Origin of the sequence: Methylomonas paludis (assembly GCF_018734325.1) — a bacterium.
Taxonomy (GTDB): domain Bacteria; phylum Pseudomonadota; class Gammaproteobacteria; order Methylococcales; family Methylomonadaceae; genus Methylomonas; species Methylomonas paludis.
Window position 1 is genome coordinate 165,139 of the sequence record NZ_CP073754.1, and the last position, 22,879, is coordinate 188,017.

Annotated in this window: 27 protein-coding genes; 14 read left to right on the plus strand and 13 right to left on the minus strand. The window is 48.9% G+C overall.

Features of this window, described 5'->3' with window-relative positions:
* Positions 1-22: 22 nt before the first annotated feature.
* Positions 23-661, minus strand: a complete 639-nt coding sequence (adk, locus tag KEF85_RS00760; protein WP_215582630.1) for an adenylate kinase — start codon at positions 659-661, stop codon at positions 23-25.
* Positions 662-1,026: 365 nt separating this feature from the next.
* On the opposite strand from adk, the gene KEF85_RS00765 reads away from it, so the two are divergent.
* Positions 1,027-1,224, plus strand: a complete 198-nt coding sequence (locus tag KEF85_RS00765; RefSeq protein ID WP_215582631.1) for a hypothetical protein — start codon at positions 1,027-1,029, stop codon at positions 1,222-1,224.
* A gap of 648 nt (positions 1,225-1,872) precedes the next feature.
* On the opposite strand, the gene KEF85_RS00770 is transcribed toward KEF85_RS00765, so the two are convergent.
* Positions 1,873-2,817 (minus strand): alpha-E domain-containing protein, encoded by a 945-nt coding sequence (locus KEF85_RS00770; protein ID WP_215582634.1) that lies wholly within the window; start codon positions 2,815-2,817, stop codon positions 1,873-1,875.
* A gap of 1 nt (position 2,818) precedes the next feature.
* The gene (locus KEF85_RS00775; protein ID WP_215582636.1) at positions 2,819-4,273 is read right to left on the minus strand and encodes a circularly permuted type 2 ATP-grasp protein; all 1,455 of its coding nucleotides are present in this window, start codon (positions 4,271-4,273) and stop codon (positions 2,819-2,821) included.
* A 318-nt stretch (positions 4,274-4,591) separates the two neighbouring features.
* On the opposite strand from KEF85_RS00775, the gene KEF85_RS00780 reads away from it, so the two are divergent.
* Positions 4,592-5,074, plus strand: coding sequence for a GNAT family N-acetyltransferase (locus KEF85_RS00780; protein WP_215582637.1), 483 nt, complete (start codon positions 4,592-4,594; stop codon positions 5,072-5,074).
* A 98-nt stretch (positions 5,075-5,172) separates the two neighbouring features.
* On the opposite strand, the gene KEF85_RS00785 is transcribed toward KEF85_RS00780, so the two are convergent.
* The 3 genes from KEF85_RS00785 to KEF85_RS00795 are packed head-to-tail and all read right to left on the minus strand — an operon-like array spanning position 5,173 to position 8,176.
* A complete protein-coding gene (locus KEF85_RS00785; RefSeq protein WP_246535003.1) occupies positions 5,173-6,087 on the minus strand; it encodes a type II CAAX endopeptidase family protein in 915 nt (304 codons plus the stop codon).
* A complete protein-coding gene (locus KEF85_RS00790; RefSeq protein ID WP_215582638.1) occupies positions 6,084-6,812 on the minus strand; it encodes a 16S rRNA (uracil(1498)-N(3))-methyltransferase in 729 nt (242 codons plus the stop codon). Before KEF85_RS00790 ends, KEF85_RS00785 begins: the two co-directional genes overlap by 4 nt.
* Positions 6,812-8,176 (minus strand): adenosylmethionine--8-amino-7-oxononanoate transaminase, encoded by a 1,365-nt coding sequence (locus KEF85_RS00795; RefSeq protein ID WP_215582639.1) that lies wholly within the window; start codon positions 8,174-8,176, stop codon positions 6,812-6,814. Before KEF85_RS00795 ends, KEF85_RS00790 begins: the two co-directional genes overlap by 1 nt.
* A 186-nt stretch (positions 8,177-8,362) precedes the next feature.
* On the opposite strand from KEF85_RS00795, the gene nikR reads away from it, so the two are divergent.
* Positions 8,363-8,824: a nickel-responsive transcriptional regulator NikR gene (gene nikR, locus KEF85_RS00800; protein WP_215582640.1), complete on the plus strand. Its 462-nt coding sequence runs from the start codon at positions 8,363-8,365 to the stop codon at positions 8,822-8,824.
* An 83-nt stretch (positions 8,825-8,907) separates the two neighbouring features.
* Here nikR and rpsT read toward each other — a convergent pair whose 3' ends face one another.
* Positions 8,908-9,171, minus strand: a complete 264-nt coding sequence (rpsT, locus tag KEF85_RS00805; RefSeq protein WP_215582641.1) for a 30S ribosomal protein S20 — start codon at positions 9,169-9,171, stop codon at positions 8,908-8,910.
* A gap of 103 nt (positions 9,172-9,274) precedes the next feature.
* Here rpsT and murJ point away from each other — a divergent pair, with 103 nt between their 5' ends.
* The 4 genes from murJ (at position 9,275) to KEF85_RS00825 (ending at position 13,603) form a co-directional block, all read left to right on the plus strand.
* A complete protein-coding gene (gene murJ / locus KEF85_RS00810) occupies positions 9,275-10,822 on the plus strand; it encodes a murein biosynthesis integral membrane protein MurJ (RefSeq protein WP_215582642.1) in 1,548 nt (515 codons plus the stop codon).
* Between the two features lie 84 nt (positions 10,823-10,906).
* Positions 10,907-11,734 carry a pyrroline-5-carboxylate reductase gene (gene proC / locus KEF85_RS00815; protein ID WP_215582644.1) on the plus strand — a complete coding sequence of 276 codons (828 nt, stop codon included), beginning with the start codon at positions 10,907-10,909 and terminating at the stop codon, positions 11,732-11,734.
* The gene (locus KEF85_RS00820; protein WP_215582646.1) at positions 11,734-12,309 is read left to right on the plus strand and encodes a YggT family protein; all 576 of its coding nucleotides are present in this window, start codon (positions 11,734-11,736) and stop codon (positions 12,307-12,309) included. Before proC ends, KEF85_RS00820 begins: the two co-directional genes overlap by 1 nt.
* A gap of 166 nt (positions 12,310-12,475) precedes the next feature.
* Complete coding sequence (locus KEF85_RS00825) at positions 12,476-13,603, plus strand: aminotransferase class V-fold PLP-dependent enzyme (RefSeq protein ID WP_215582649.1); 1,128 nt, start codon at positions 12,476-12,478, stop codon at positions 13,601-13,603.
* 459 nt (positions 13,604-14,062) lie between these two features.
* Here KEF85_RS00825 and KEF85_RS00830 read toward each other — a convergent pair whose 3' ends face one another.
* The 6 genes from KEF85_RS00830 to dut all read right to left on the minus strand — a co-directional run bounded on the left by KEF85_RS00830 (position 14,063) and on the right by dut (position 17,425).
* Entirely contained in the window at positions 14,063-15,106 is a 1,044-nt protein-coding gene (locus KEF85_RS00830; protein ID WP_215582651.1) for a phospholipase D-like domain-containing protein, read from the minus strand.
* Positions 15,107-15,126: 20 nt separating this feature from the next.
* A complete protein-coding gene (locus KEF85_RS00835; RefSeq protein WP_215582653.1) occupies positions 15,127-15,348 on the minus strand; it encodes a hypothetical protein in 222 nt (73 codons plus the stop codon).
* A 98-nt stretch (positions 15,349-15,446) separates the two neighbouring features.
* Complete coding sequence (locus tag KEF85_RS00840; RefSeq protein WP_215582654.1) at positions 15,447-15,596, minus strand: lmo0937 family membrane protein; 150 nt, start codon at positions 15,594-15,596, stop codon at positions 15,447-15,449.
* A gap of 67 nt (positions 15,597-15,663) precedes the next feature.
* On the minus strand, positions 15,664-15,840 hold the full coding sequence (locus KEF85_RS00845; RefSeq protein WP_215582655.1) for a CsbD family protein: 177 nt from the start codon (positions 15,838-15,840) through the stop codon (positions 15,664-15,666).
* Positions 15,841-16,020: 180 nt separating this feature from the next.
* Positions 16,021-16,917, minus strand: coding sequence for an acetylglutamate kinase (gene argB / locus KEF85_RS00850; protein ID WP_215584923.1), 897 nt, complete (start codon positions 16,915-16,917; stop codon positions 16,021-16,023).
* Positions 16,918-16,963: 46 nt separating this feature from the next.
* Entirely contained in the window at positions 16,964-17,425 is a 462-nt protein-coding gene (gene dut / locus KEF85_RS00855) for a dUTP diphosphatase (protein WP_215582658.1), read from the minus strand.
* A 278-nt stretch (positions 17,426-17,703) separates the two neighbouring features.
* Here dut and nifB point away from each other — a divergent pair, with 278 nt between their 5' ends.
* The 7 genes from nifB to KEF85_RS00890 all read left to right on the plus strand — a co-directional run bounded on the left by nifB (position 17,704) and on the right by KEF85_RS00890 (position 22,876).
* Entirely contained in the window at positions 17,704-19,194 is a 1,491-nt protein-coding gene (nifB, locus tag KEF85_RS00860) for a nitrogenase cofactor biosynthesis protein NifB (protein WP_215582661.1), read from the plus strand.
* Positions 19,195-19,206: 12 nt separating this feature from the next.
* Positions 19,207-19,485, plus strand: a complete 279-nt coding sequence (locus KEF85_RS00865; RefSeq protein WP_215582662.1) for a 4Fe-4S dicluster domain-containing protein — start codon at positions 19,207-19,209, stop codon at positions 19,483-19,485.
* A gap of 5 nt (positions 19,486-19,490) precedes the next feature.
* Positions 19,491-19,919 carry an ArsC/Spx/MgsR family protein gene (locus tag KEF85_RS00870; protein ID WP_215582663.1) on the plus strand — a complete coding sequence of 143 codons (429 nt, stop codon included), beginning with the start codon at positions 19,491-19,493 and terminating at the stop codon, positions 19,917-19,919.
* On the plus strand, positions 19,916-21,196 hold the full coding sequence (locus KEF85_RS00875; RefSeq protein ID WP_215582664.1) for an FprA family A-type flavoprotein: 1,281 nt from the start codon (positions 19,916-19,918) through the stop codon (positions 21,194-21,196). The genes KEF85_RS00870 and KEF85_RS00875 overlap by 4 nt, the downstream gene beginning before the upstream one ends.
* A 386-nt stretch (positions 21,197-21,582) precedes the next feature.
* Complete coding sequence (locus KEF85_RS00880; protein WP_215582671.1) at positions 21,583-21,870, plus strand: 2Fe-2S iron-sulfur cluster-binding protein; 288 nt, start codon at positions 21,583-21,585, stop codon at positions 21,868-21,870.
* A gap of 14 nt (positions 21,871-21,884) precedes the next feature.
* On the plus strand, positions 21,885-22,235 hold the full coding sequence (locus tag KEF85_RS00885) for a 2Fe-2S iron-sulfur cluster-binding protein (protein ID WP_215582672.1): 351 nt from the start codon (positions 21,885-21,887) through the stop codon (positions 22,233-22,235).
* 47 nt (positions 22,236-22,282) lie between these two features.
* Positions 22,283-22,876 (plus strand): nitrogen fixation protein NifQ, encoded by a 594-nt coding sequence (locus KEF85_RS00890; protein WP_246535004.1) that lies wholly within the window; start codon positions 22,283-22,285, stop codon positions 22,874-22,876.
* Positions 22,877-22,879: the final 3 nt, after the last annotated feature.

Sequence of the window (22,879 nt, forward strand, 5' to 3'; positions counted from 1 at the left end):
ATAATTAATTGGCTAAAACACATTAGCTGAAAATTGCGAACAACTGTGCGGTAATATCACTAACCGCACCCACACCGGAGATACTGGCAAATTTTGCCGATTGCCCGGCTGCCGAATAAAACTCAACCAGCGGTTTGGTTTGGGCGTGATATACCTCCAGACGCTTGCGCACAGTTTCTTCCTGGTCATCATCACGCTGAATCAGTGCTTCGCCGGTCACATCATCCAGGCCGGCCTGTTTGGGCGGATTGTAAATCACATGATAAGTCCGGCCAGAGCTCAAATGTACCCGCCGACCGCTCATGCGTTTAATGATTTCGGCATCTTCAACCGCAATCTCAATCACGTAATCAAGCCCAACCCCCAATTTTGCCAGCCCTTCAGCTTGAGCGATGGTGCGTGGAAAACCATCCAGCAAAAACCCGTTTACACAATCAGATTGCGCAATTCGTTCTTTGATCAGACCCAGAATAATGTCATCGGAAACCAGCCCGCCGGCATCCATTACCTTTTTGGCCTCTACGCCCAGCGGCGTGCCTTCACGCACGGCTGCCCGCAGCATATCGCCGGTTGAAATTTGCGGAATGCCGAACTTCTCGGTGAGGTACTGAGCTTGGGTGCCCTTGCCTGAGCCAGGGCTGCCTAACAGGATGATGCGCATATCAAAAACTCCAGATCACGGAGGCATAAAGCCTAAAACAAAAACCGCCCAGGCAAGCCATAGGCGCTGTCTTGAAAAAAGCCTTTTATTTTAACGCAAAACCAGTAATTTTCGTAAGCCTGGGTTGAAGTTAGATTTGCTTGGGTGAGTGATTGGGGGGGATTCCGGCTGTTAATTGCTGTTGAAAACCGATGTTCAGTGGTTTTCACATTATCCTCTCAGATATCCCAAGCAAAGATTTTTTATGGTACAAATCCTGGAATATGTTTATTACGCAGCCTTTATTGAAGAAATGGATACTATTTTGCTAAAAAACATCATTCCAAGCCGTAAATACCAAAAGAAATAACGCACTGGAGCAGGGTATGACAATTAAAATGACTGCCGAAGAAAACGCTATTGTTGAATATATTGAAAGTGGGGAGGCGCAAAGCGTCGATGATGTCGAAAACGAAATAAACCGTTACGCCCAAATGAACAAGCAGAAAGCCATCAGCATTCGCTTATTGGAAAGCGATATTGAACGGATCAAGGCGAAATCAGTTAGCCAAGGTTCTGATTAGCGCCCTGATACAGCAATCGTGCTATGGCCTGCATCATCGCGACCCGTAGCCTCGATGCAACGTAGTGGAATCGAGGGGTTCGCAGCGTAGCCTTAATCAAACCAAGATCAGCGGGATTCAACTAAGTCCTGTCCCGCTTCAACCCAAAATCAACTATCAACGTAGGCATGTAGGGTGGCTTCGCCGCCAGGCAAGCCGCCAAAACTTTGGTGTTAGCTATCCCCAAAACACCGGCGCAACGAGAGCAACCTAGCCTGCATCATCGCGACCCGTAGCCTCGATGCAACGTAGTGGAATCGAGGGGTTCGCAGCGTAGCCTTAATCAAACCAAGGTCAGCGGGATTCAACTTGTCCTGTCCCGCTTCAACCCAAAATCAACTATCAACGTAGGCATGTAGGGTGGCTTTGCCGCCAGGCAAGCCGCCAAAACTTTGGTGTTAGCTATCCCCAAAACACCGGCGCAACGAGAGCAACCTAGCCTGCATCATCGCGACCCCTAGCCTCGATGCAACGTAGTGGAATCGAGGGGTTCGCAGCGTAGCCTTAATCAAACCAAGGTCAGCGGGATTCAACTATGTCCTGTCCCGCTTCAACCCAAAATGAACTATTAAAGAGTCATCCAAGATTACGCTGAATAATTACAAAAAATTACCCTTCAACCGCGTTCCTATTATAAAACCAGGTCTCCACAATCAACTGATGCAACTGGTTAAACTCGGATTGCAAGCTGTCCAGGATTTCGTGTAAATCCAGCGGTGCAGCGTTTTCCAGATGTATATCCAAAATTTGTTGCTCCAGTTTGGCCAAAGGCTCATGCAAAACTTCAGCATTGGGCAATTTTTTAATACAGGCATCGATTTCCAGCAGGCAATAATGCACAGCGCCGGGAAAGTCCGGGCTTTTCAGCAAAAAGCTCAGCACATCTTCGCCGCGTATCCGTTGCCGCACGTGCTGACGATACATCAGCAAGGCGCTTAAGGACTTCAACAGATTAACCCAGAGAATAGACTCATACTCGCGCATTTTATGGCTGCGATTTTCCGCCAGCAACACGCTATTAAAATCCAGAATCCGAGTGGTCATATCGGCGCGTTCAATGTGCCGACCTATGCAGATAAACCGATAACTGTCGCTCCGACTCATCGCCCCGGATACAAAACCGGTAAAGCGCTGACAGCCGCGTAGAATTTCCTGTAAAAACACCACCCGGCCGCGGCGGCTGTTCAACAACTCCAGATTTTTATGGGCATACAGATACATTTCATTCACCTGCTCCCAGGCCTCATCCGGCATTAATTCCCGGCTGGTGCGGATATTTTCCCGCGCAAAGCACAGAGAGGATAACAGCGAGCTGGGGTTATCCAGGTCAGCGACCAAAAACTTGATAATATTTTGTTCACTCGAATTTTTATGGCTTTGATGAAAAGCCGCTTCCACTGCGCAGATTTGTAATAAATTTTGCCAGCCCATTTCCACGCCGAACGGCAGATCATAAATCAAATTCATGGTAGAACTGATGAGCCGCGCGGTATTTTCGGTACGTTCCAGATACCGGGCCAGCCAGTACAGACGTTCTGCAGATCGCGATAACATATTATTGTTCCCTATTTATAATCCAGGTGTCTTTGCTGCCGCCGCCCTGGGAAGAATTCACCACCAGTGAGCCGGCCTTCAAAGCGACGCGAGTCAAGCCACCCGCAGTCACAAAACCATTTTCGCCTTGCAGAATAAACGGTCGCAAATCAATGTGACGCGGTTCCAGTTTGTCATTGCACAGAGTAGGGCAGGTTGATAAGGCCAGTGTGGGCTGGGCTATATAATTGCGCGGGTTTTTCTTGATCAATTTATGAAATTGCTTAATCTCCTTACCGGTGGCGTGGGGGCCCACCAGCATCCCATAGCCGCCGGATTCGTTAGCCGGTTTTACCACCAGTTCTTCCAAATGTTCCAGCACATAAGCGCATTGCTCCGGGTCGCTACATAAATAAGTGGGTACATTTGGCAATATCGGCTCTTCATTCAGATAATAACGGATCATGGCCGGCACATAGGCATACACCACCTTATCGTCGGCTACCCCGGCTCCCGGCGCATTGGCCAGCGCCACATTGCCGGCTTTCCAGGCGCGTATCAAACCTTTTACCCCTAATATCGAATCAGAATTAAACACCTCCGGATCCAGGAATAAATCATCAATACGCCGGTAAATCACATCCACTTTTTCCAGGCCCTTAATGGTGCGCATATAAACACAATCATCATTTTTTACCAGCAAATCCCCGCCTTCTACCAGTGTGGCACCCATTTGTTGGGCCAGGAAAGCGTGTTCAAAATAAGCCGAGTTATAAATGCCTGGTGTCAGCACCGCAATTTGCGGTTGGCTAACCGGGTCAGCTGCCAGCGAAGTCAGCATCTCAAACAACTGTGCCGGATAATCATCCACCGGCATAATATTTAAATTGTGCAGTAATTCCGGAAAAATACGTTTGGTAATCACCCGGTTTTCTATCATATACGACACCCCGGAAGGCACCCGCAAATTATCTTCCAGTACATACACCACGCCATCGCCGGCGCGCACCAGATCACTGCCGCAGATATTGGCCCAGGCACCATACTTGGGCTGGATGCCAATACATTCCGGGCGGAAATTTCCGGAACTTTCGATCAAATCAGCCGGTACCAGACCATCCTTAATGATGGCCTGTTCGTTATACACATCATTAATAAAGCAGTTCAGTGCTTTCAGGCGTTGTTTCAGGCCGGCTTCAATAGACATCCATTCCTGAAAATCAATCAGTCTGGGGATAATGTCAAACGGCCAAGCCCTATCAATATTACCTTTTTCGCTGTAAACCGTAAAAGTAATACCCATTTCCAGGATGGCGGCTTCGGCAGCGGAAAGTCGGCCCTTAATGGCTTCGGTGCCCAAAGATTGTAAATACTGGCTCAAATTGGCGCAGGTTTCGCGAGGTTTGCCCCCCGCATCTATCATTTCGTCGTAAGCCTTGTCGGCTCGGTAATGTGACCAAATCGAATGTGTAGACATACTGTTTACATCCTTGCTGTGTTGCTTTTATGGTGCGGCTTTGTATTATTTTGGTGCAAAAACCATCGGCTTTTTTAACAACACCCCGGTTTAAATACCTAAACAGATTTAAGCAATCGACGCGCCAGAATTTACTGGGCCGGTAAGTTGAGTTGCCGGTATTACCCTAACAGGTTCAACGCTGGCCTAATTTATACCAATCGGATTTGAAGGATTTTGGTAAATCAATGAATAGGCGGTGTGCGACCTGAAGAGCCACAGTTGCCAAATCCAGTCAAGTCATACTAAAGTGTTTCATCATATTTTTTGGGTGCCAAAATGCTAATCACCACAGCCTCACCTGCCGATATCCCGGCGCTTTGCGAACTGCTCAGTGTGCTGTTTAGTCAGGAAGCCGAGTTTCAGCCTGATTATCAGGCCCAAAGCCGGGGCTTGGCCCAGATTATTGCCAAACCTGAAGTCGGTTGTATTTTGCTGGCGCGTTACCAGCGGCAGGTGGTGGGTATGGTGAATCTGCTTTATACCGTGTCAACCGCCCTGGGTGAGCGGGTAGCCATACTTGAAGATATGGTGGTCAAGCCGGATCAACGCATGGCCGGGGTAGGTTCAGCCTTATTAAAACAAGCTATTTTGACCGCTCAGCTGCAAGGCTGTAAACGCATTACCCTGCTGACCGACCAGACTAACCAAGCGGCACAGCGCTTTTACAGCCGGCATGGTTTCAGGCGCTCCAGCATGGTGCCTATGCGGCTGGATTTAAAGATTGAGCGTACGATTATTCAAAACCAGAGTGATGGCTAGTATTACGCCAATGTTATAGTGACGAAAAAGGCGTAGGATGCGCCTTCAGAGTCGGCACATCTATTTGGCGCTTCCGTCAAAGTAATGATGGTCAACCACTAGTGCGTTATCTCGGCGACCGCCGCCGCGCTAAAATTCATGCCGCTATAATGTTTGCTGATCAACCAGAACAGCACAATAGCCATTGCCAGCCAGCCGGCGACCAAAGGTCCCACCACCCCGTCATAATTGCTGACCAGATACAAATAGTCGGCATTGGGGTTAACATTAAACAAATCTTTGCTGAGCTTGATCTGCCAGACCCAGCCGCAATGACAGCCTATACATAAACCTATGCTGTGTGGGATACGGCTGCGCAGCACCGCCAAAAACACTCCGACCACAAACAAGGCTAGCCAGGCACTGAAAATAGCCGGATTCAACCAGTTGCCAAACGCCTCTGCCATCAATTTAAAGCCCGATGCCGGTGTCATATCGGCATAGGCAATAGTCGAGCTGCTTTTCAAAAAATGCAGGGCCGCATAATAAAACGAACTAATGCCGATTGCTGCCACTGCCCCCATTTTTTGACGTAAACTGGTCAGCAACACTCCCCGGAACAAAATTTCCTCAAACAGGGCAATCAATAAGGCCAGTAATAAGCCTAAGCCGATTTTTTCTGCAAATTTAGCCGCCGTCCACAGCCGGGTATCGTCAAACACATGTACGTGCAAAATATACAACGCCATCAGCACCGGCAGCAGTGTTATTAAAGCCAGCAGCATACCCTGATAAACCTGTTTAAAAAACACGTTGCGCTCGGCAAAGCCTAATGAGCGCCAACTCAGGCCTAACAGCTTTTTCAACGGAAAAATACTGATAATCAGCAAGAACTGGGTGGCTTTACTGATAACCTTATCCAGGCTCACAAACTCACCACTGAGCTGCAGAATGCCGTAACTCAACACACAGGCACAAACAATCAAACCGGCCAACCATGCCAGCGGCATGATCGCATATATTATTCTAGTCAATTAAAATCTCCCCATAGGGTTTGTACAGCCGCCAAAGCTGCCAGCACCGCTGTTTCGGTACGTAAAATTCTGCTGCCCATGCGTACCGGAGTAAAACCGGCGGTCAGGGCACACTGGCGTTCCAGCTGGCTAAAACCACCTTCTGGCCCGGACAATAGTGTCAATAAACCATGTTCATTCTTTAAATCAGCCAGACTGTGTTCAGCATAAGGATCCAGAAATATCTTCAAGTCCTGTTGCTTGCCTACCCAGTCAGGTAAAGCATTAATCTCGCCAAGCTCTGCCAAATGGCAGCGGCCGGATTGTTCGGCAGCATGTTGGATAATATGTTGCCAGTGCTGCCGACGCTGGTGTTTTTTGTCGTCATTGAATTTGATCACACAGCGTTCAGTGATCAACGGTGTTATATGATTAACACCCAGTTCCACCGCTTTCTGTATTGCCCAGTCCATGCGGTCACCTCGGGAAATCCCCATGCCCAGCCGCACCTTTAGCGGTGATTCCACATCACGCTGCACCTGCTCATCAATACTTGCACAAACCTGTTTACGGCTGACTTCGCTTAATCGGCAAATATATTCCCCGCCCTGGCCATTAAACAACACCAGAACCTGATCCTGTTTCAGGCGCAGCACGCTGCGTACATAATGAGCGGCAGCGTCATCCAGGGTCAGTAACTGCCCGCGATTTAAAGCGGCATTGACATAAATACGCGACACCCGCATCAGTCACGCACCGCTAATTGTATACCCTGCCAGGCCACTTCCGTCATCAAGGCAATCTCCTCTTCGTTAATTACATAAGGCGGCATAAAATAGATCACATTTCCCAAAGGCCGCAGCAGCACCCCGTGTTGTAAGGCATATTTATAAACCTGTAAGCCGCGCCGCTGCTGCCAGGGGTATGCCACCCGTCCGGCTTTGTCCTGTATCAGCTCTATTGCCACTATCATGCCGGTTTGTCTGACTTCGGCAATGTGCGGATGTTCCGCAAAACCAGCCGTCGCCTGCGCCATTTGTGCCGCCAAACCTCGGTTAGCGGCAAGCACATCCTGTTGCTGAAACAGTTCGATAGTCGCCAGCGCTGCCCGGCAGCCCAAGGCATTTCCGGTATAGCTATGCGAGTGCAAAAACGCACTGAGATTTTGATAGTCATCATAAAAAGCCGCATAAATCTGGTTGCTGGTCATGACTGCCGATAAGGGCAGGTAGCCTCCAGTCAGGCCTTTGGACAAACACATAAAATCAGGGCTGATAGCGGCTTGCTCACACGCAAACAGAGTGCCGGTGCGGCCAAATCCTACCGCAATTTCATCAGCAATCAAATGTACCTGGTATTTGTCACAGGCGGCCCGTAATAGCTTTAGATAAATCGGGTGATACATGCGCATAGATCCAGCGCATTGCACCAGCGGTTCAATAATCACCGCGCAAACCGATTCGGCATGTTGAGCCAGTACTTGCTCCATTTCGGCAAAGCGACGCAGCGAATAAGCCTCCCAGCTTTCCCCGCTTTCCCTAAAAAAACAGTCCGGCCCAGGTACCGTAATCACCTCCATTAATAAAGGCGCATAGGTATTTTTGTATAAATCCACAGCCCCTACTGCCAGTGCGCCCAGTGTCTCGCCGTGATAACTGTTTTCCAGGGTAATAAACTTGGTTTTTTGACTCTGCCCGGAATTACGCCAATAATGAAAACTCATTTTCAGTGCTACTTCCACAGCGGCTGAACCATTGTCGGCATAAAAACACTTATCCAGACCCGGCGGAGTAATCTCCACCAGCTTCTCAGCCAACAGTAGCGCCGATTCATGTGTCAGTCCGCCCAGCATCACATGCTCCAGCCGATCCAATTGAGCTTTGATAGCCTGATTGATCCAGGGGTGGCTATGACCAAACAAATTGACCCACCAGGAACTGATCGCATCCAGATAGCGCTTACCTTCAAAATCTTCCAGCCATACTCCGGCGCCAGATTTTATCGGTATCATAGCCAGTGATTCAGCCAGTTCCGGATCGTGATCTTTCATCTGGCTGCACGGATGCCAGAGGACAGCAAGGTCGCGTTTCACCAGCTCGGCATTCTTCATAAATAGTGAGGTTTGGGTGTTTTCGAATTAGCCGGGTATTTTAGGTCAAGCAGCCTCATCGCGCAGATAAAATCAAAGTCCTGCTCAAAGTAGCGAGAAAATGTATTATGAATATCAAAATTTTCATATAATTATCCGGCAGCAAATTAAAGCCGACATCAATTCCAGATAAAAACTGAGGCCGATTTGGAACGTTTTACAATCTCATTAAGCGATGAGCTAGCGACTGAATTTGATCTATGGATACAGGCACGCGGCTATTCCAACCGCTCGGAAGCTGTGCGGGATTTACTCAGAAAGGAAATCGAAACCAAGAGATTGGTGCACGATCAGGCCATCTATAGCGTGGCCACCATCTCCTATGTTTACAATCACCACGAACGCAATCTCGCCGAACGCCTTGCCAATCTTCAACACGAGGCCCATGATTTAGTTGTCACGGCGACTCATGTGCATCTCGATCATGATGATTGCCTGGAAACCCTGTTCCTTAAAGGTTTAACCCAGCAAATCCGGCGCTTTACCGATATGCTCTCCGCAGAAACCGGGGTCAGGCATAGCGTAGTTAATTTAGTCCCGGTAAAACTGGCTTCGGTTCAGCATAGCCATCATTCCCATGCTCACAGCCATTTTCATCCGCACAGCTAGAGGGTGTGGCAAATAGCAGCCATAAAAAAGGCCGGAGCATTCTAAAATGCCCCAGCCTTTTTAAATTGAGTCGGTAATGACTATTAAGCCATTGCGCGCAGTCTGTTGTTCAGTCTGCTTTTGCTGCGAGCGGCTTTATTCTTGTGAATTAAGCCCTTGTTAACAGCTGAATCAATAATTGGCACGGCGGTTTTAAACGCGACTTGAGCTTGCTCTTTATCGCCTGCTCTGACGGCAGCGATTACTTTTTTAATAAAAGTACGTAAGTTGCTGCGCTGTCCGGCATTGCGAATACGGCTTTGCTCAGCCTGGCGCGCTCTTTTTTTAGCTTGTGGTGAATTAGCCATAGTCTATCAATAGTGTTAGTGAATAATTAGACCAGCTATTATCATTTTAGATGCTATGATTGTCAACTCGCCAAGCTTAAATTTTTTGTTCTATAGGTCGTCCTTGAGTAAACAACTATTCAAATCAACTGCTATTGTCGGCGGCATGACGATGGTTTCCCGCATTACGGGCTTTATTCGTGACATGCTGTTCGCCAATATTTTTGGGGTCAATGCCGCTACAGATGCATTTTTCGTCGCCTTCAAAATCCCCAATTTTTTAAGACGCTTATTTGCCGAAGGGGCGTTTGCCCATGCATTCGTGCCGGCCATCACCGATTTTATTAAAACCGGCAACCGCACGGCGCTAAAAGAATTTGTCGATAAAACGGCCGGTACCCTGGCGGTAATACAGTTGGGCGTGACCGTGGTCGGCATTATAGCCGCGCCTTTACTGATCATAGTGTTTGCCCCGGGTTTTTATTGGGAAGGCGGTCAATTTGATCTGGCGGTCAAATTATTAAAAATTACCTTTCCCTATCTGTTATTCATCTTTCTAACCGGTTTGTCCGGGGGAATTTTAAATGCTCACGGCAAATTTGCAGTACCCGCCATAACCCCGGTATTTTTAAATATTGCCATGATCATTGCCGCCGTCTGGATTTCGCCCATGATGGACGAGCCCATATTGGCACTGGCCTGGGGGGTGTTTGCCGCCGGACTCCTGCAATTATTATTTCAAATTCCGGCTTTGCTGCAACTAGGTCTTATGCCCAAGCTACGTTGGGGTTTAAACGATGTTGCCGTCAAACGCATGTTCAGTGCCATGCTGCCGGCCATTTTCGGTGTGTCTGTGGTCCAGATAAACTTGCTGATAGACACTTTGTTTGCCTCATTTTTAAGTTCCGGCAGCGTCTCCTGGCTGTATTATTCCGATCGCTTGGTAGAATTCCCCATAGGCATATTCGGCGTGGCCGTCTCTACCGTCATTTTGCCCAGTCTGGCCAATACTCATGCTGCTGCAGATACGCTAAACTTTTCTAAGGCCCTGGATTGGGGATTAAAGCTGGTAATACTGATCGGTTTGCCCGCCACTCTGGGCTTGACCCAGATGTCCGAGCCATTGCTGTCCACCTTCTTTCAATACAACGAATTCGATGCCCACGATGTCGAAATGACCGCCAAAAGTCTGATGGCTTTTGCCTCTGGGCTGTTGGCGTTTATTCTGATTAAAGTATTAGTCCCCGGCTTTACCTCCCGGTTGGACACCAAAACCCCGGCGCGTTTCGGCATGTATGCTATTTACAGCAATCTGATTCTTAATGCCCTGCTGTTCATACCGCTAGCCCATGCCGGTCCGGCTTTGGCCACAACCCTGTCGGCCTATCTCAATGCCGGCTTATTGCTGCTCACCCTGCTGAAGGACAAAATCTACCAGCCTTGCACCGGTTGGGGAGTGTTTCTGTTCAGAATTGTGCTGGCTTCTGCCGTGATGGGGATATTTTTAGGCTATTTTGTCGATGTCAGCGCCTGGCTGAGTTGGGGAGTTTCCCAACGCAGCCTGCATCTGGGGTTGGTGGTGGTGACAGCAATCCTGATTTATATTCTGGCTTTGTTTGTATTGGGCATGCGGCCACGCCACATTATGGGCAATCCGGCAGCCAGCGAATAAATGTCACCGAAATTTGCGAGGCGATTGGTATAAAATACCCGTTCTAAACCTTTTCATCTCTATGACAATAATGTTTACCAAGCAATGAAAACCAGAACAATAGGCTTTATAGGCGGCGGCAATATGGCGAGTAGCCTGATCAGAGGTCTGATTGCCAGTGGTTACGCGCCGCAACAAATTTGGGTTTCTGACACCAATCAGGCGGTGTTGCAATCACATGCAGAACATTTGCACGTCAATACCAGTACCGACAATCAGGCAATTATTGCCGCCGTAGATGTGGTGGTGCTGGCCGTCAAACCGCAAATATTGCGGGAAATCAGCTTGCAACTGGCCGCCGATATTTGCCGAAAACAACTATTGGTCGTTTCAATCGCTGCCGGCATCAACCAAACCAGTTTAGCAAAATGGCTGGGTCATCAGGTAGCCATCGTGCGTTGCATGCCCAATACCCCGGCGCTGGTGTTAACCGGCGCTACCGCCCTGCATGCCAATCCTAATGTCACTGGCCCGCAACAGGATTTGGCAGAAAATATTCTGCGTGCTGTCGGCCTGACCTTATGGGTGGCCGACGAAGCCCAGCTGGATGCAGTAACCGCTGTGTCCGGCAGTGGCCCGGCTTATTTTTTTCTACTGATGGAAGCGATGGAAAGCGCGGCCCTGGAATTAGGTCTGGACGAAAATGCCGCCCGGCTATTAATACAGCAAACCGCATTGGGGGCAGCCAAAATTGCCCTGGAATCCGCCGAATCCCCCGCTAAACTTCGGGAAAGAGTGACTTCACCGGGCGGTACCACCCAAAAATCCATTGAAACTTTCCAGGCAAATGGATTTCATAGTCTGGTGAGCAAAGCCTTACATGCCGCCAGAGACCGTTCTATTGAAATGTCCCAACAACTCGGAGCAGACTAATGGGTGCCAATTACATGACTGATCCGCTAGTATTCCTGATAGACACCGTTGTGTCACTGTATATACTGGCGGTTGTGCTGCGCTTTTTATTGCAATGGATACGCGCGGATTTTTACAATCCAATCTCACAATTTTTGGTCAAGATTACGCATCCGCCATTGCGGATATTGCGGCGATTTGTGCCTGCCATCGGTCGTATCGATACCTCATCCCTGCTGCTGGCTATCCTGCTGCAGACTTTGGCCAATTATGCCATACTGGCACTTAAAGGCCTGTCTATCAGTATCTTGGCGCTGTTGGTACTGTCGTTTGCCGATTTATTAAAAATCTTGCTGGACGTATTTGTTTACGCCATTTTTGCCGGCGCCATACTCAGCTGGTTTGCACCTGCCAGTTACAGTTCGGTGGCAGGTATAATCTATAGCCTTACCGAACCGCTGTTAAGCATTTGCCGGCGTATTTTGCCGGATTTAGGCGCCATCGACCTATCGCCTTTAGTGGCCCTGGTATTACTGCAACTAGCTAAAATGATGATATTGCCGCCTCTCCAGCAGTTAGCAGGGCTGTTAAGTTAAACGATAGAGCGAGCCTGGCTCTGGAGGCGGTAACTGATACTTCAGCGCTCAGTACCGCCCGGCGTTTGCCTGACCAGAGGCCTGTTGATTAACGCTAGCGGGGTAGGGCCGGCCCACCCTATACAATGGATAGTATTAACGTTGACCAGCCAACCGAGCTTACATTATGAGACATCCGGAATTTCCCTTATCTGCTGAACTGATCTATCTCAACCACGCCGCTGTCGCTCCCTGGCCGCAACGCACCAGCAACGCCGTGATCGACTTTGCCCGGCAAAACAGCCAATACGGCTCACGTTTTTATCTGGACTGGCTCAAAAAAGAAACCGAATTACGCAAACAATTACAAATATTACTCAATGCCGCTTCCCCGGACGACATTGCCCTGGTCAAAAACACCTCGGAAGCCTTGTCCTTTGTGGCTTACGGTTTGACCTGGCAAAGCGGCGATAATATAGTCTCCAGTAACGAAGAATTTCCCTCCAACCGTTTGCCCTGGCAATCATTGGCCGATCAAGGTGTAGCATTGCGTCAGGCCGACCTGTATAGCGCCGCTACGCCGGAACAAGCCCTGTTCAGCCTGGTGGACAGCCATACCCGCTTAATAACCGTCAGTTCCATCCAGTTTGCCTCCGGGTTGCGTTTGGATCTGCAACAAATCGGCGCATTCTGTAAACAGCGCGGGATTCTGTTTTGCATCGATGCCATCCAAAGTCTGGGGGCTGTACAATTTGACGCCCAGGCTTACCAGGCCGATTTTGTCATGGCCGACGGCCACAAATGGTTGTTCGGCCCGGAAGGGCTGGGGGTTTTTTACACCACCCCCCAGGCCAGAGACAAACTCAAGCTCACCCAGTACGGCTGGCACATGATGAAAGATACCCACAACTACGAAAACAAAGCGTGGGAAATTCATCCCGGCTCGCGTCGCTTCGAATGCGGTAGCCCTAACACCTTGGGTATCTATGCCTTATCGGCCAGCCTGTCGCTGCTGCTGGAAACCGGCATGGACAAAGTCGAATCCTTAATTATAGAAAAAGCCGAATACCTGCGCGACACAATCACCGCCCATCCCCATACCCGCTTAATCTCGCCGCGCCAGCACCAGTTAAAATCCGGTATCGTTACTTTTCAGAATCGCAATATCCCCAATCAGGCATTGTTTAGTCATTTGCAAAAACAGGGAGTGATCTGCGCATTGCGCGGTGGTGGTATCCGTTATTCCCCACACTTCTACAATAGCGCAGCAGAAATCCAACAGGCTTTGGAACTGGCGGCAGTACCATCCTTGTAAACCCTTAGCCGGATGTTATCGAATTAAGCAGAATTAGCGATTGGGTACGATAACAATATTGGTGCCATCTGCATTGCCTTTCGCACCTGTATTACCTCTAGAACCGGTATCTCCTTTTGCACCAGTACTTCCTGCGGCACCTGTGTCTCCGGTTGCGCCAGTATCGCCCGTTGCCCCGGCACCGCCGCTAGCGCCCGTATCTCCGGTTGCACCTGTCGCCCCTGTACGTCCGCTAGCGCCTGTATAACCAGTGTTGCCTGTATTGCCGGTGTTTCCGGTTGCGCCTTGTGGTCCAGGAGGTCCTGGCGGTGTTGTTATGCAAGCGGTCATTGCCAAACCAGTAGCGGCCACGATAAATAGTTTCGAATATTTCATTGTAATTACCTTGATCATATTTAAGTGCAAAGCTAGTAATTACGCTGATTAAGATACCCTGTCTGTTCGTTTTCGAACATTTATTCACAGCTCATCATCTACAGGCATCAACGACAACAAATTCACCTCAAATCGCTGCCAGGCGCTGCGGGCTGGTTCCCATTCATATTCAATGGCTTGGCCTGCTTCTGCTGTTCGCCACACCAGCCTGTTGGCCTGAAAAGCCAATTGATAGCAATTCCCCGGCTGCACCATCGCCGCAAAGCGGGCAGCCACTTGCTCGGCAAGTGCCGGACTATCAATAATCAAACCAATCTCGGTATTCACATGCATAGAACGTTGATCAAAATTCATTGAACCAATAAATAACTTCTGCCGGTCAAAAACAAACAATTTCGCGTGCAGTGAGTAATTGCCGTAGCGCGAAATCGCCGGCGTTTGACCACTCCCTCGGGAATTTGCCAAAAATGCTTTAATCTCATAGAGTTCCACACCTTGTTCAAGCATTTCCTGACGGTAATGCATATAAGCTGATTGTGCCAGCAGCATTTCTGAAGAGTTCAGCGAATTGGTCAAAAGTCGTATTCGCACGGCGTGTTGGCGTAAATCAGCAAATAACGGCATACCTTCAGATCCCGGTATCAAATACGGCGTAATTATCAGCAATTCCGACTTCACTGTCTGGGCAGTACTGGCGACTGCCTGATTCATCAGCCGGCCTACGCTAACACCTTTTTCCACCTGGTTTTTGTCGGGACTGTCGGACAACAGCTGGCCGTGTGCCCAGATCAAGGTTAAACGTCCGTTAATAATATCGCGCAAAGTCTGGCTGCTTGCCACAGAGGTAAGTGCGGCGATATTCGCCAATTGCAAATCTAAACTACGTTCGGCAGCGTTAATCATTTGCATACGCAACAAAAAACCGTCAACCCCGGCCAGAATCATCCGAAAACCGGACTTGCCCTGATGAGCTCGTGCCGTATCCGCGAACTGTTGGCCCAAACGAGTCAGCTCAGGATGAGGCAGTGCCGAAGCTACCGGTTTTACAAAATCAGCACCCGGCGGCAGCCCAGCACAGCCGTACAGCAAGGTAAAAATCCCTACTCCGACCCAGCCTGGAACGCGCATTCCCGCAACTGCAAACGCGTTTAACTTTGTTTGCTTGCTACCAGTAAAAGCCCTGCACCCGCCACAATCACCCCGACACTGGCCCAAACCGGAATATTCACGGTTTGGGTATCTTTAACCGATAATTCTAAATCACCCAGTTTAGCCTCCTGAGTTTCCCGGGTATAGTTAAAAGAGCCATACACCGTGCCGGCGATACCGATAATTATCAACGCTATTGCCACTAGCTTAATTGTGTTCATATTCAACCTCATATCTAGCCATCCGCCAAAAGTTAGTCACATTTTTAACTAATGACTAAGCATTACCTTGTTGACACCTGACATATTTGCTTGTGCAACTAAAGAACTCTGCGGCCTTGAATAATGCGTAAAATCACCATAATCACGGCAATAACCAGCAATAAATGAATAAACCCGCCCAAAGTGTAGGAAGACACCAGGCCAAGTACCCAGAGTATGACTAACAGTGCTGCAATTGTTTCTAACATTGTGCTTCTCCCGTCGGCTTAACAATCAAGTTGTTAGCTAGTTTGCAAAATGAGTGGCTACGGCGACTCATTGTGCATCCTTAATGGTCTGTTTAATATCACCCACGACAGACTTAACTTTGCCGACCTGTTTTTGTACATGCCCTTCCTGTTCCAGATCACTATCTTCCAGAATAATACCGGCAACTTCCTTCACCTTGCCTTTCGTGGTTTCGATATGGCCTTTAATTTGATCTTTATTCATAACACGCTCCAGATAAATGGCTAAGAAATAATCAGAGCGTAAACTTAGGAATATTTTCGCCCTGACATAACGATACCCAGAAATTAATGGCTTGTCGGTATGTCAGCGCACATTAGATTGTTATCAATTGACTGTCTCACAGTCCATAAAGCAGTACCCGGCAGCCGGGCCATTCCGGCCTCAGCGCCGTAACAACAAGGTTCCCACCCCGCTATCGGTAAACAACTCCAGCAATACCGCATGATTAACCCGGCCATCAATAATATGCACACTGGTCACGCCGCCTTTTAAGGCATCGGTTCCGCAACGGGTTTTCGGTATCATGCCGCCGGAGATAGTACCGTCGGCAATCAGCTTATCAATATCGGTTAAGGTCAAGCCGGTCAACAAATTACCCTGTTTATCCAAAATACCGGGGATATTGGTCAGCAAAATCAATTTCTCGGCTTTTAATACCTCAGCTACCTTACCGGCCACCAGATCAGCATTAATATTATAGGAATAACCGTCCTTACCCACGCCAATTGGCGCAATCACCGGGATAAAATCGCTGTTGCCCAGCATTTCCACCACGGCAGGGTCTATGCTGCTGACTTCGCCGACATGACCCAGATCAATGATTTCCGGCGCCTCATCCAGTGAAGAACCGGCTTTGGTCATATTGATCTTGCGGGCGTGAATAAAATTGCCGTCCTTGCCGGTCAGGCCCACAGCCTTACCGCCGTTGACATTTATCAGATTAACAATCTCCTTGTTAACCAAACCACCCAGCACCATTTCCACCACATCCATAGTTTCGCTGTCGGTGACGCGCATGCCGTCGATAAACTCAGAAGTTTTACCCAAGCGGCTCAGCAAATTGCCAATTTGCGGCCCCCCGCCATGCACCACAATCGGATTAATGCCTACCAGTTTCATTAACACAATATCGCGAGCAAAACTGTTTTTTAAGGCATCATCTATCATGGCATTACCGCCAAATTTGATGACAACGGTTTTGCCTTTAAATTTTTGAATATAAGGCAAGGCTTCCGTCAAAACACGGGCAATTTCATGGGCTTTTTGTTCTTTTATCATCATGCACAACTATTAAAAATTGAAATATAAACGGCTAACCGGCACATCAATGCTGGCCAGAATGTCCCCAGCCACCCAGACCGCGGCTGGATTCGGCATTAAATTCGCTGACAATTTCCAGACTGGGTTGCAATACCGGTACAAACAACATCTGACAAATACGTTCACCCGGCTGAATGGTATAGCTGGCTGCGCCATGATTCCACACAGCAATGCCGATTTCATTCTGATAATCGGAATCAACAATGCCGACAAAGTTTTTTAAGCCGATACCATGTTTCAGGGATAAGCCGCTCCGCGGTGCCAACACCGCCATAATGCCCGGATCGGCAATATAAATTGCCAGCCCGGTCGGTATCATGACCGTTTCACCCACCGCCACGGTTACCGGAGCATCCAGACAAGCCCGCAAATCCATGCCTGCCGAGCCATCAGTGGCAAACGCCGGTAGCGGAAAATCAGTGCCCAGTTTCGGATTTAAAATTTTGGTTTGAATTTTCAGTTTCATAATCACCTCCAGGTCTATTTTAAGCCATCAGTAGCAGATTCAGAGGATTTCTTGGCTAAGTCCCAACTGTTCGGCGTTGAGCGGCGCTTTCGATTTGTGACAAACACCCCAAACCAGAAGCGATTGTGTGTGGACTTACAAACACAAACATGTGTCAATTCCGACAAATACCGGCGTTAAAAATAAAAATCATATATTTATCAGTAATATAAATAATCAAAATAACTGGCACGGCCTGTGCTATCTCTGTTAACAACCACCCAATTCAGGAGAGTTTCATGGAATTGCCAGTCCTAAACGAAAAACCTGCCGCATCAGGCGGCTGCTCAGCCAGCTCATGCGGATCCACAGATGATCAATTGGATCATTTAACAGACGAAATTCGCGAAAAAGTTCAAAATCACCCCTGTTATTCGGAAGATGCGCATCATTACTTTGCGCGCATGCATGTTGCCGTCGCACCGGCCTGTAATATTCAATGCCATTATTGTAATCGTAAATATGATTGCGCCAACGAATCACGTCCCGGTGTGGTTTCCGAATTACTTACCCCCGATCAGGCCGTTAAGAAAACCAAAGCCGTTGCCGCCAATATTCCGCAAATGACAGTATTAGGTATTGCCGGTCCCGGCGATCCACTGGCTAATCCCGAGCGTACCTTCGAAACATTCCGCAGACTCAGCGAAGAAGCCCCTGATATCAAACTGTGTGTTTCCACCAATGGACTGGCCCTGCCCGATGCCGTAGAAGAATTGTCCAAACACAATATCGATCACGTCACCATCACCATAAACTGTGTGGATCCAGAGATAGGTGCCAAGATCTATCCGTGGATATTCTGGGAAAATCGCCGTATCAAAGGCAAAAAAGCTGCCAAAATTCTGATTGAGCAACAACAAAAAGGCCTGGAAATGCTGGTTGCCAAAGGCATCCTGGTTAAAGTCAACTCGGTGATGATCCCCGGCGTCAACGATAAACATCTGGCCGAAGTCAGCCGCATCGTCAAATCAAAAGGCGCGTTTCTGCATAACGTCATGCCGCTGATTGCCGAAGCGGAACACGGTACATTTTACGGCGTTATGGGACAGCGTGGTCCTAATGCCCAGGAACTGCAAGATTTACAGGACGAATGCTCCGGCGATATGAATATGATGCGCCATTGCCGTCAATGCCGTGCCGATGCCGTAGGTTTGCTCGGCGAAGATCGCGGTGACGAATTCACTCTCGACAAAATCGAAGACATGGAAATCGACTATCAGGCCGCCATGGAAAAACGCAAAGTTATCCACGAAGCCATCGCCGAAGAAATGAACAGCAAACGTGCCGCCAAAACTGAAGCAGCCCAAAAATTTGCGGCCGAAGAAAAACTGCAAACCCGACCAGTATTGATGGCCGTGGCGACCAGCGGCCAGGGCCTGATCAATATGCATTTTGGTCACGCCAAAGAGTTTTTGATCTACGAAGCCTCGCCAGAAGGTGTGCGTTTTATCAGCCATCGCAAAACCGACCAGTATTGCGGCGGTGACAGCACCTGTGGTGAAGCGGAAACCGCACTGCAACGTACCATCCGCAGTCTGGAAGGTTGTGAAGCAGTGTTGTGTTCCAAAGTAGGCTACGAGCCTTGGGATATGCTGGAACAAGCCGGCATCATGCCTAACGGTGAGCACGCCATGGAACCTATAGAAGAGGCTGTTATTGCCGTCTATAAGGAAATGGCCGCCGCCGGTAAACTGGAACCCGTAGACGAAGCACAACGCGCCAGCGCTTAAAGGAGGCTGAACATGGCTCTAAAAATCATAGAAAGTTGTGTGAATTGTTTTGCCTGTGAGCCGGTTTGTCCCAGCAAAGCCATTTATGAAGCCAAGCCGCATTTCAAGATTAACGCCCGAAAATGTACCGAATGCGAAGATGACTTTGCCGAACCGCAATGTGCCAGCATTTGTCCCATTGAAGGCGCGATCCTGGATGCCCTGGGCGTACCCTTGAATCCACCCGGCTCACTAACAGGTATACCACCGGAAAGAATGGCCGAAGCGATGGCTGAGCTGCAAGCACATTGACGCTTATGGCCACAGTAAACTTCTACGAAAAGCCGGGCTGCATCAACAACACCCGACAAAAGCAGTTGTTGATTAAGGCCGGGCATGTGCTGATCGTCCACGACTTGTTAAAACAGGCGTGGGCGCAGCGGCTGGATGAACTGCGGGCCTTTTTTGGCGACATGCCGGTAGCCGATTGGTTTAATCGTAGTGCGCCGGCTGTCAAAAATGGCGAAATCAATCCGCTGGATCTTAATGCAGAGCAGGCTTTGGCCCTGATGGCTGATTGCCCTATTCTGATCCGGCGGCCTTTGCTGGAGGCGGCAGGCCGGCGTTGTGCCGGCTTTGATACCCAAACCATTGAAGCCTGGCTGGGCTTATCTACAAACACGGTGGCGGCAGATCTGGAAACCTGTCCGAAAAACCAAACGCATCAACAGGCTTACCGGTCATGAAGCCGCTGCAACTGGAAGATGAACACGGCCGGCCCCAAGCGATAAGGATATCCGAACGGGTACACTGGATAGGCGCGCTGGATCCTAATTTACGTACTTTTGACATTATCCTGAAAACGGCTAATGGTACCAGCTACAACGCTTACATCCTGCGCGGCAGTGATGGTGTGGCCATCATTGATACAGTGAAAGAAGGTTTTGCCGCTGACTTTTTCGCCCGGCTGGAAAGTGTAGCCGACTATGCCGAAATCAAGGTTATCGTCCTCAACCATCTGGAACCCGACCATACCGGCGCCTTGCCGGAGTTGATCAAACGCGCCCCACAAGCCCAATTGTTTATTTCCCAAAAAGCCCAGTCCATGCTCAAAGGGCTGTTGAAAAAAGAAGAATTGAGTTTTCGTCCGGTACTCACCGGTGATTCGGTTTCCTTGGGTGACCGAACCCTGCAGTTTCTGCACACCCCGTATTTACACTGGCCGGATACCCAATGCACTTATTCACCCGAAGAAGCGGTACTGTTTTCCGGCGACGTATTCGGCTGCCATTTCTGTGATAACCGCCTGTTCAATGATCAGGTCGGTGATTTTCGATTTTCCTTCGAATATTACTACGCGCACATCATGCGTCCCTTCAAGGAATACGTATTACGCGCCCTGGAATTGATAGAACCCTTAGCGCTGCAACTGATCGCTCCCAGTCACGGACCGGTGTTACGTGATCGTCCTCAGCACTATATTCAGCGTTATCGGCAATTATCCACCCCGGCATTGCATAGCGAGCTCAGCCTTAATCAAAAAACCTTGCTGATTTTTTATATCAGCTCATACGGCAACACCAAACGCATGGCCGAGGCCATTTACCAAGGGGCCATTCAGATAGAGGATGTGCGGGTATCACTTTACGATCTGGAAGGAGGGGAAGTCAGTCCGTTTGTGGACTTGATTGAAGAAGCCGACGGCATGATCCTCGGCACCCCCACCATCAACGGCGATGCCGTTAAGCCGATCTGGGATTTATTATCTTCGCTCACCGTGGTAAACCTGAAAAACAAATTGGGCGGGGTATTCGGCTCATATGGCTGGACTGGTGAAGGAGTCAGGTTGGTGGAAGATCGTTTGCGCGGCTTGAAGCTACGTGTGCCCATTCCAGGACTAAGGGTGAAATTAATTCCCACCGACGATGAAATAGTGGAATGTCAGGCCTTCGGCTTGGAACTGGCCCAGGAGTTAATGGGGTTGCGGGCAGCAAGATCGGTAGACATGGCCGACCTGCCTTAAGCAAACAGCCTGGCTTAAACAGAATAACAATACGGTGATCAGTCAATAGCTTGTACACCAGACTAGGTTCGCCGTTATGCGGATTTGCCGGTTAAATTAATCGGCATTATTCCGGCAGGTCATATTCAGCTTGATGATGTCCAAACCATTGTCAGCAAATAATGCAAAAGATTGAACCGCAACACCTGTAAAAAATGGCAAACCGCTAACGTCGAACTGTGTATTTAGTCCGTACCCAAAAAGTGCAGACTAGCCGATTTAAGGACAAATCGGTGTCCTCATTGCCGTCAGGCAATGAAAATCTGGAATCATCACGATTCCAAACCGGCTGATCCTCAGATTAGAGGTGGCCGAGATTATATTTCAATACCATAAGGAGTTTTACAATGGCCAAAGCGACCATTACATTCGAAGATATCAACGTAACAGTGACAGTGCCTGCCGGCACCAGAGTGATAGAAGTATCCGAAAAAGTCGGATCCGGCATCACCTATGGCTGTCGGGAAGGTGATTGCGGAACCTGTATCATGAAAGTGACCGAAGGCTGGAACAACCTCAGCGAACCATCGGTACTGGAAGATAAAGTACTGCGCGAAAACATGGCCGGCAAGCATAACCGCTTAGCCTGTCAGGCCCAGCTACTTAGCGGCACCATTGCCGTTAAACCTGTTTAAGGGGGGATAAGACTATGGCATTAGTAACATTTACCAATCCGGAATACCGGGACAAAACTGTTTATGCAGTAGCCGGTAGCCATACCCAAACTTTGCTGAAACTGGCTCGGGAAAACAAAATTCCCATTCAGTTTGAATGTGAAGATGGCGATTGCGGAACCTGCCTGATCAAAGTGTCCAGCATAGATAAAAAAAATCAGCGCATGGGCGGCCCGTTAACCGAAAAAGAAAAAACTATACTCAAGCAAGCCGGCAAAGTCACTGCCGCAGAACTGGAAGCCATGATAGTTGATGACTTACCCTGCGAATGGCGACTGGCTTGTCAGATGATCGTCAGAGATGAAGACATTCGTGTAGAGTATTAAAAAAACCTGCCACAAATAGCCGGACAAAATCTATGAGCTGCCAACCGATGATCCAAAACCAAGAGCCTCAGCAAGTCTCATGTTTAAAAAAATCACGGCAGCAGCACTACGAAGAGTTAATGGCTTGCGCCGGCCAGTCCTCTAGCAAGGTCTGGCTGGCCCAAATGATTTCCAGTTGGCTGGTCGGAGCAGGAGTACTCCCGGATTATCTGGGTTTACAGCCAGAGCAGTTTCGGCAACTGCTGCAACAATGCTTTTCAGGCTACTGTTTACCCGTTACCGCCTTGTCTGGACAGGTTTCAGATTTTAGCCGCATGCTGGAAAAGCAGGATCTGGAACAACTACTAAGCCGTTACGCCAATCCAGAAGCCGAATATAACCAATGGCTGATCAGTATTATAGTGACCGCCAGTTTAGGTAGTGATCATCTCTGGCAAGATATGGGCTTATGGAGTCGACAGGACTTAACCGCCATGTTGGCCCGGCATTTTCCGGAACTGACTGTCAGAAACAGCAAGGATATGAAATGGAAAAAATTTCTCTATAAACAGCTTTGCGAAGCCGAAGGCCTATACGTGTGCCGCGCCCCCAGCTGCGAGGTTTGTCTGGATTATCACAACTGCTTTGGTGCGGAAGTATAAAAT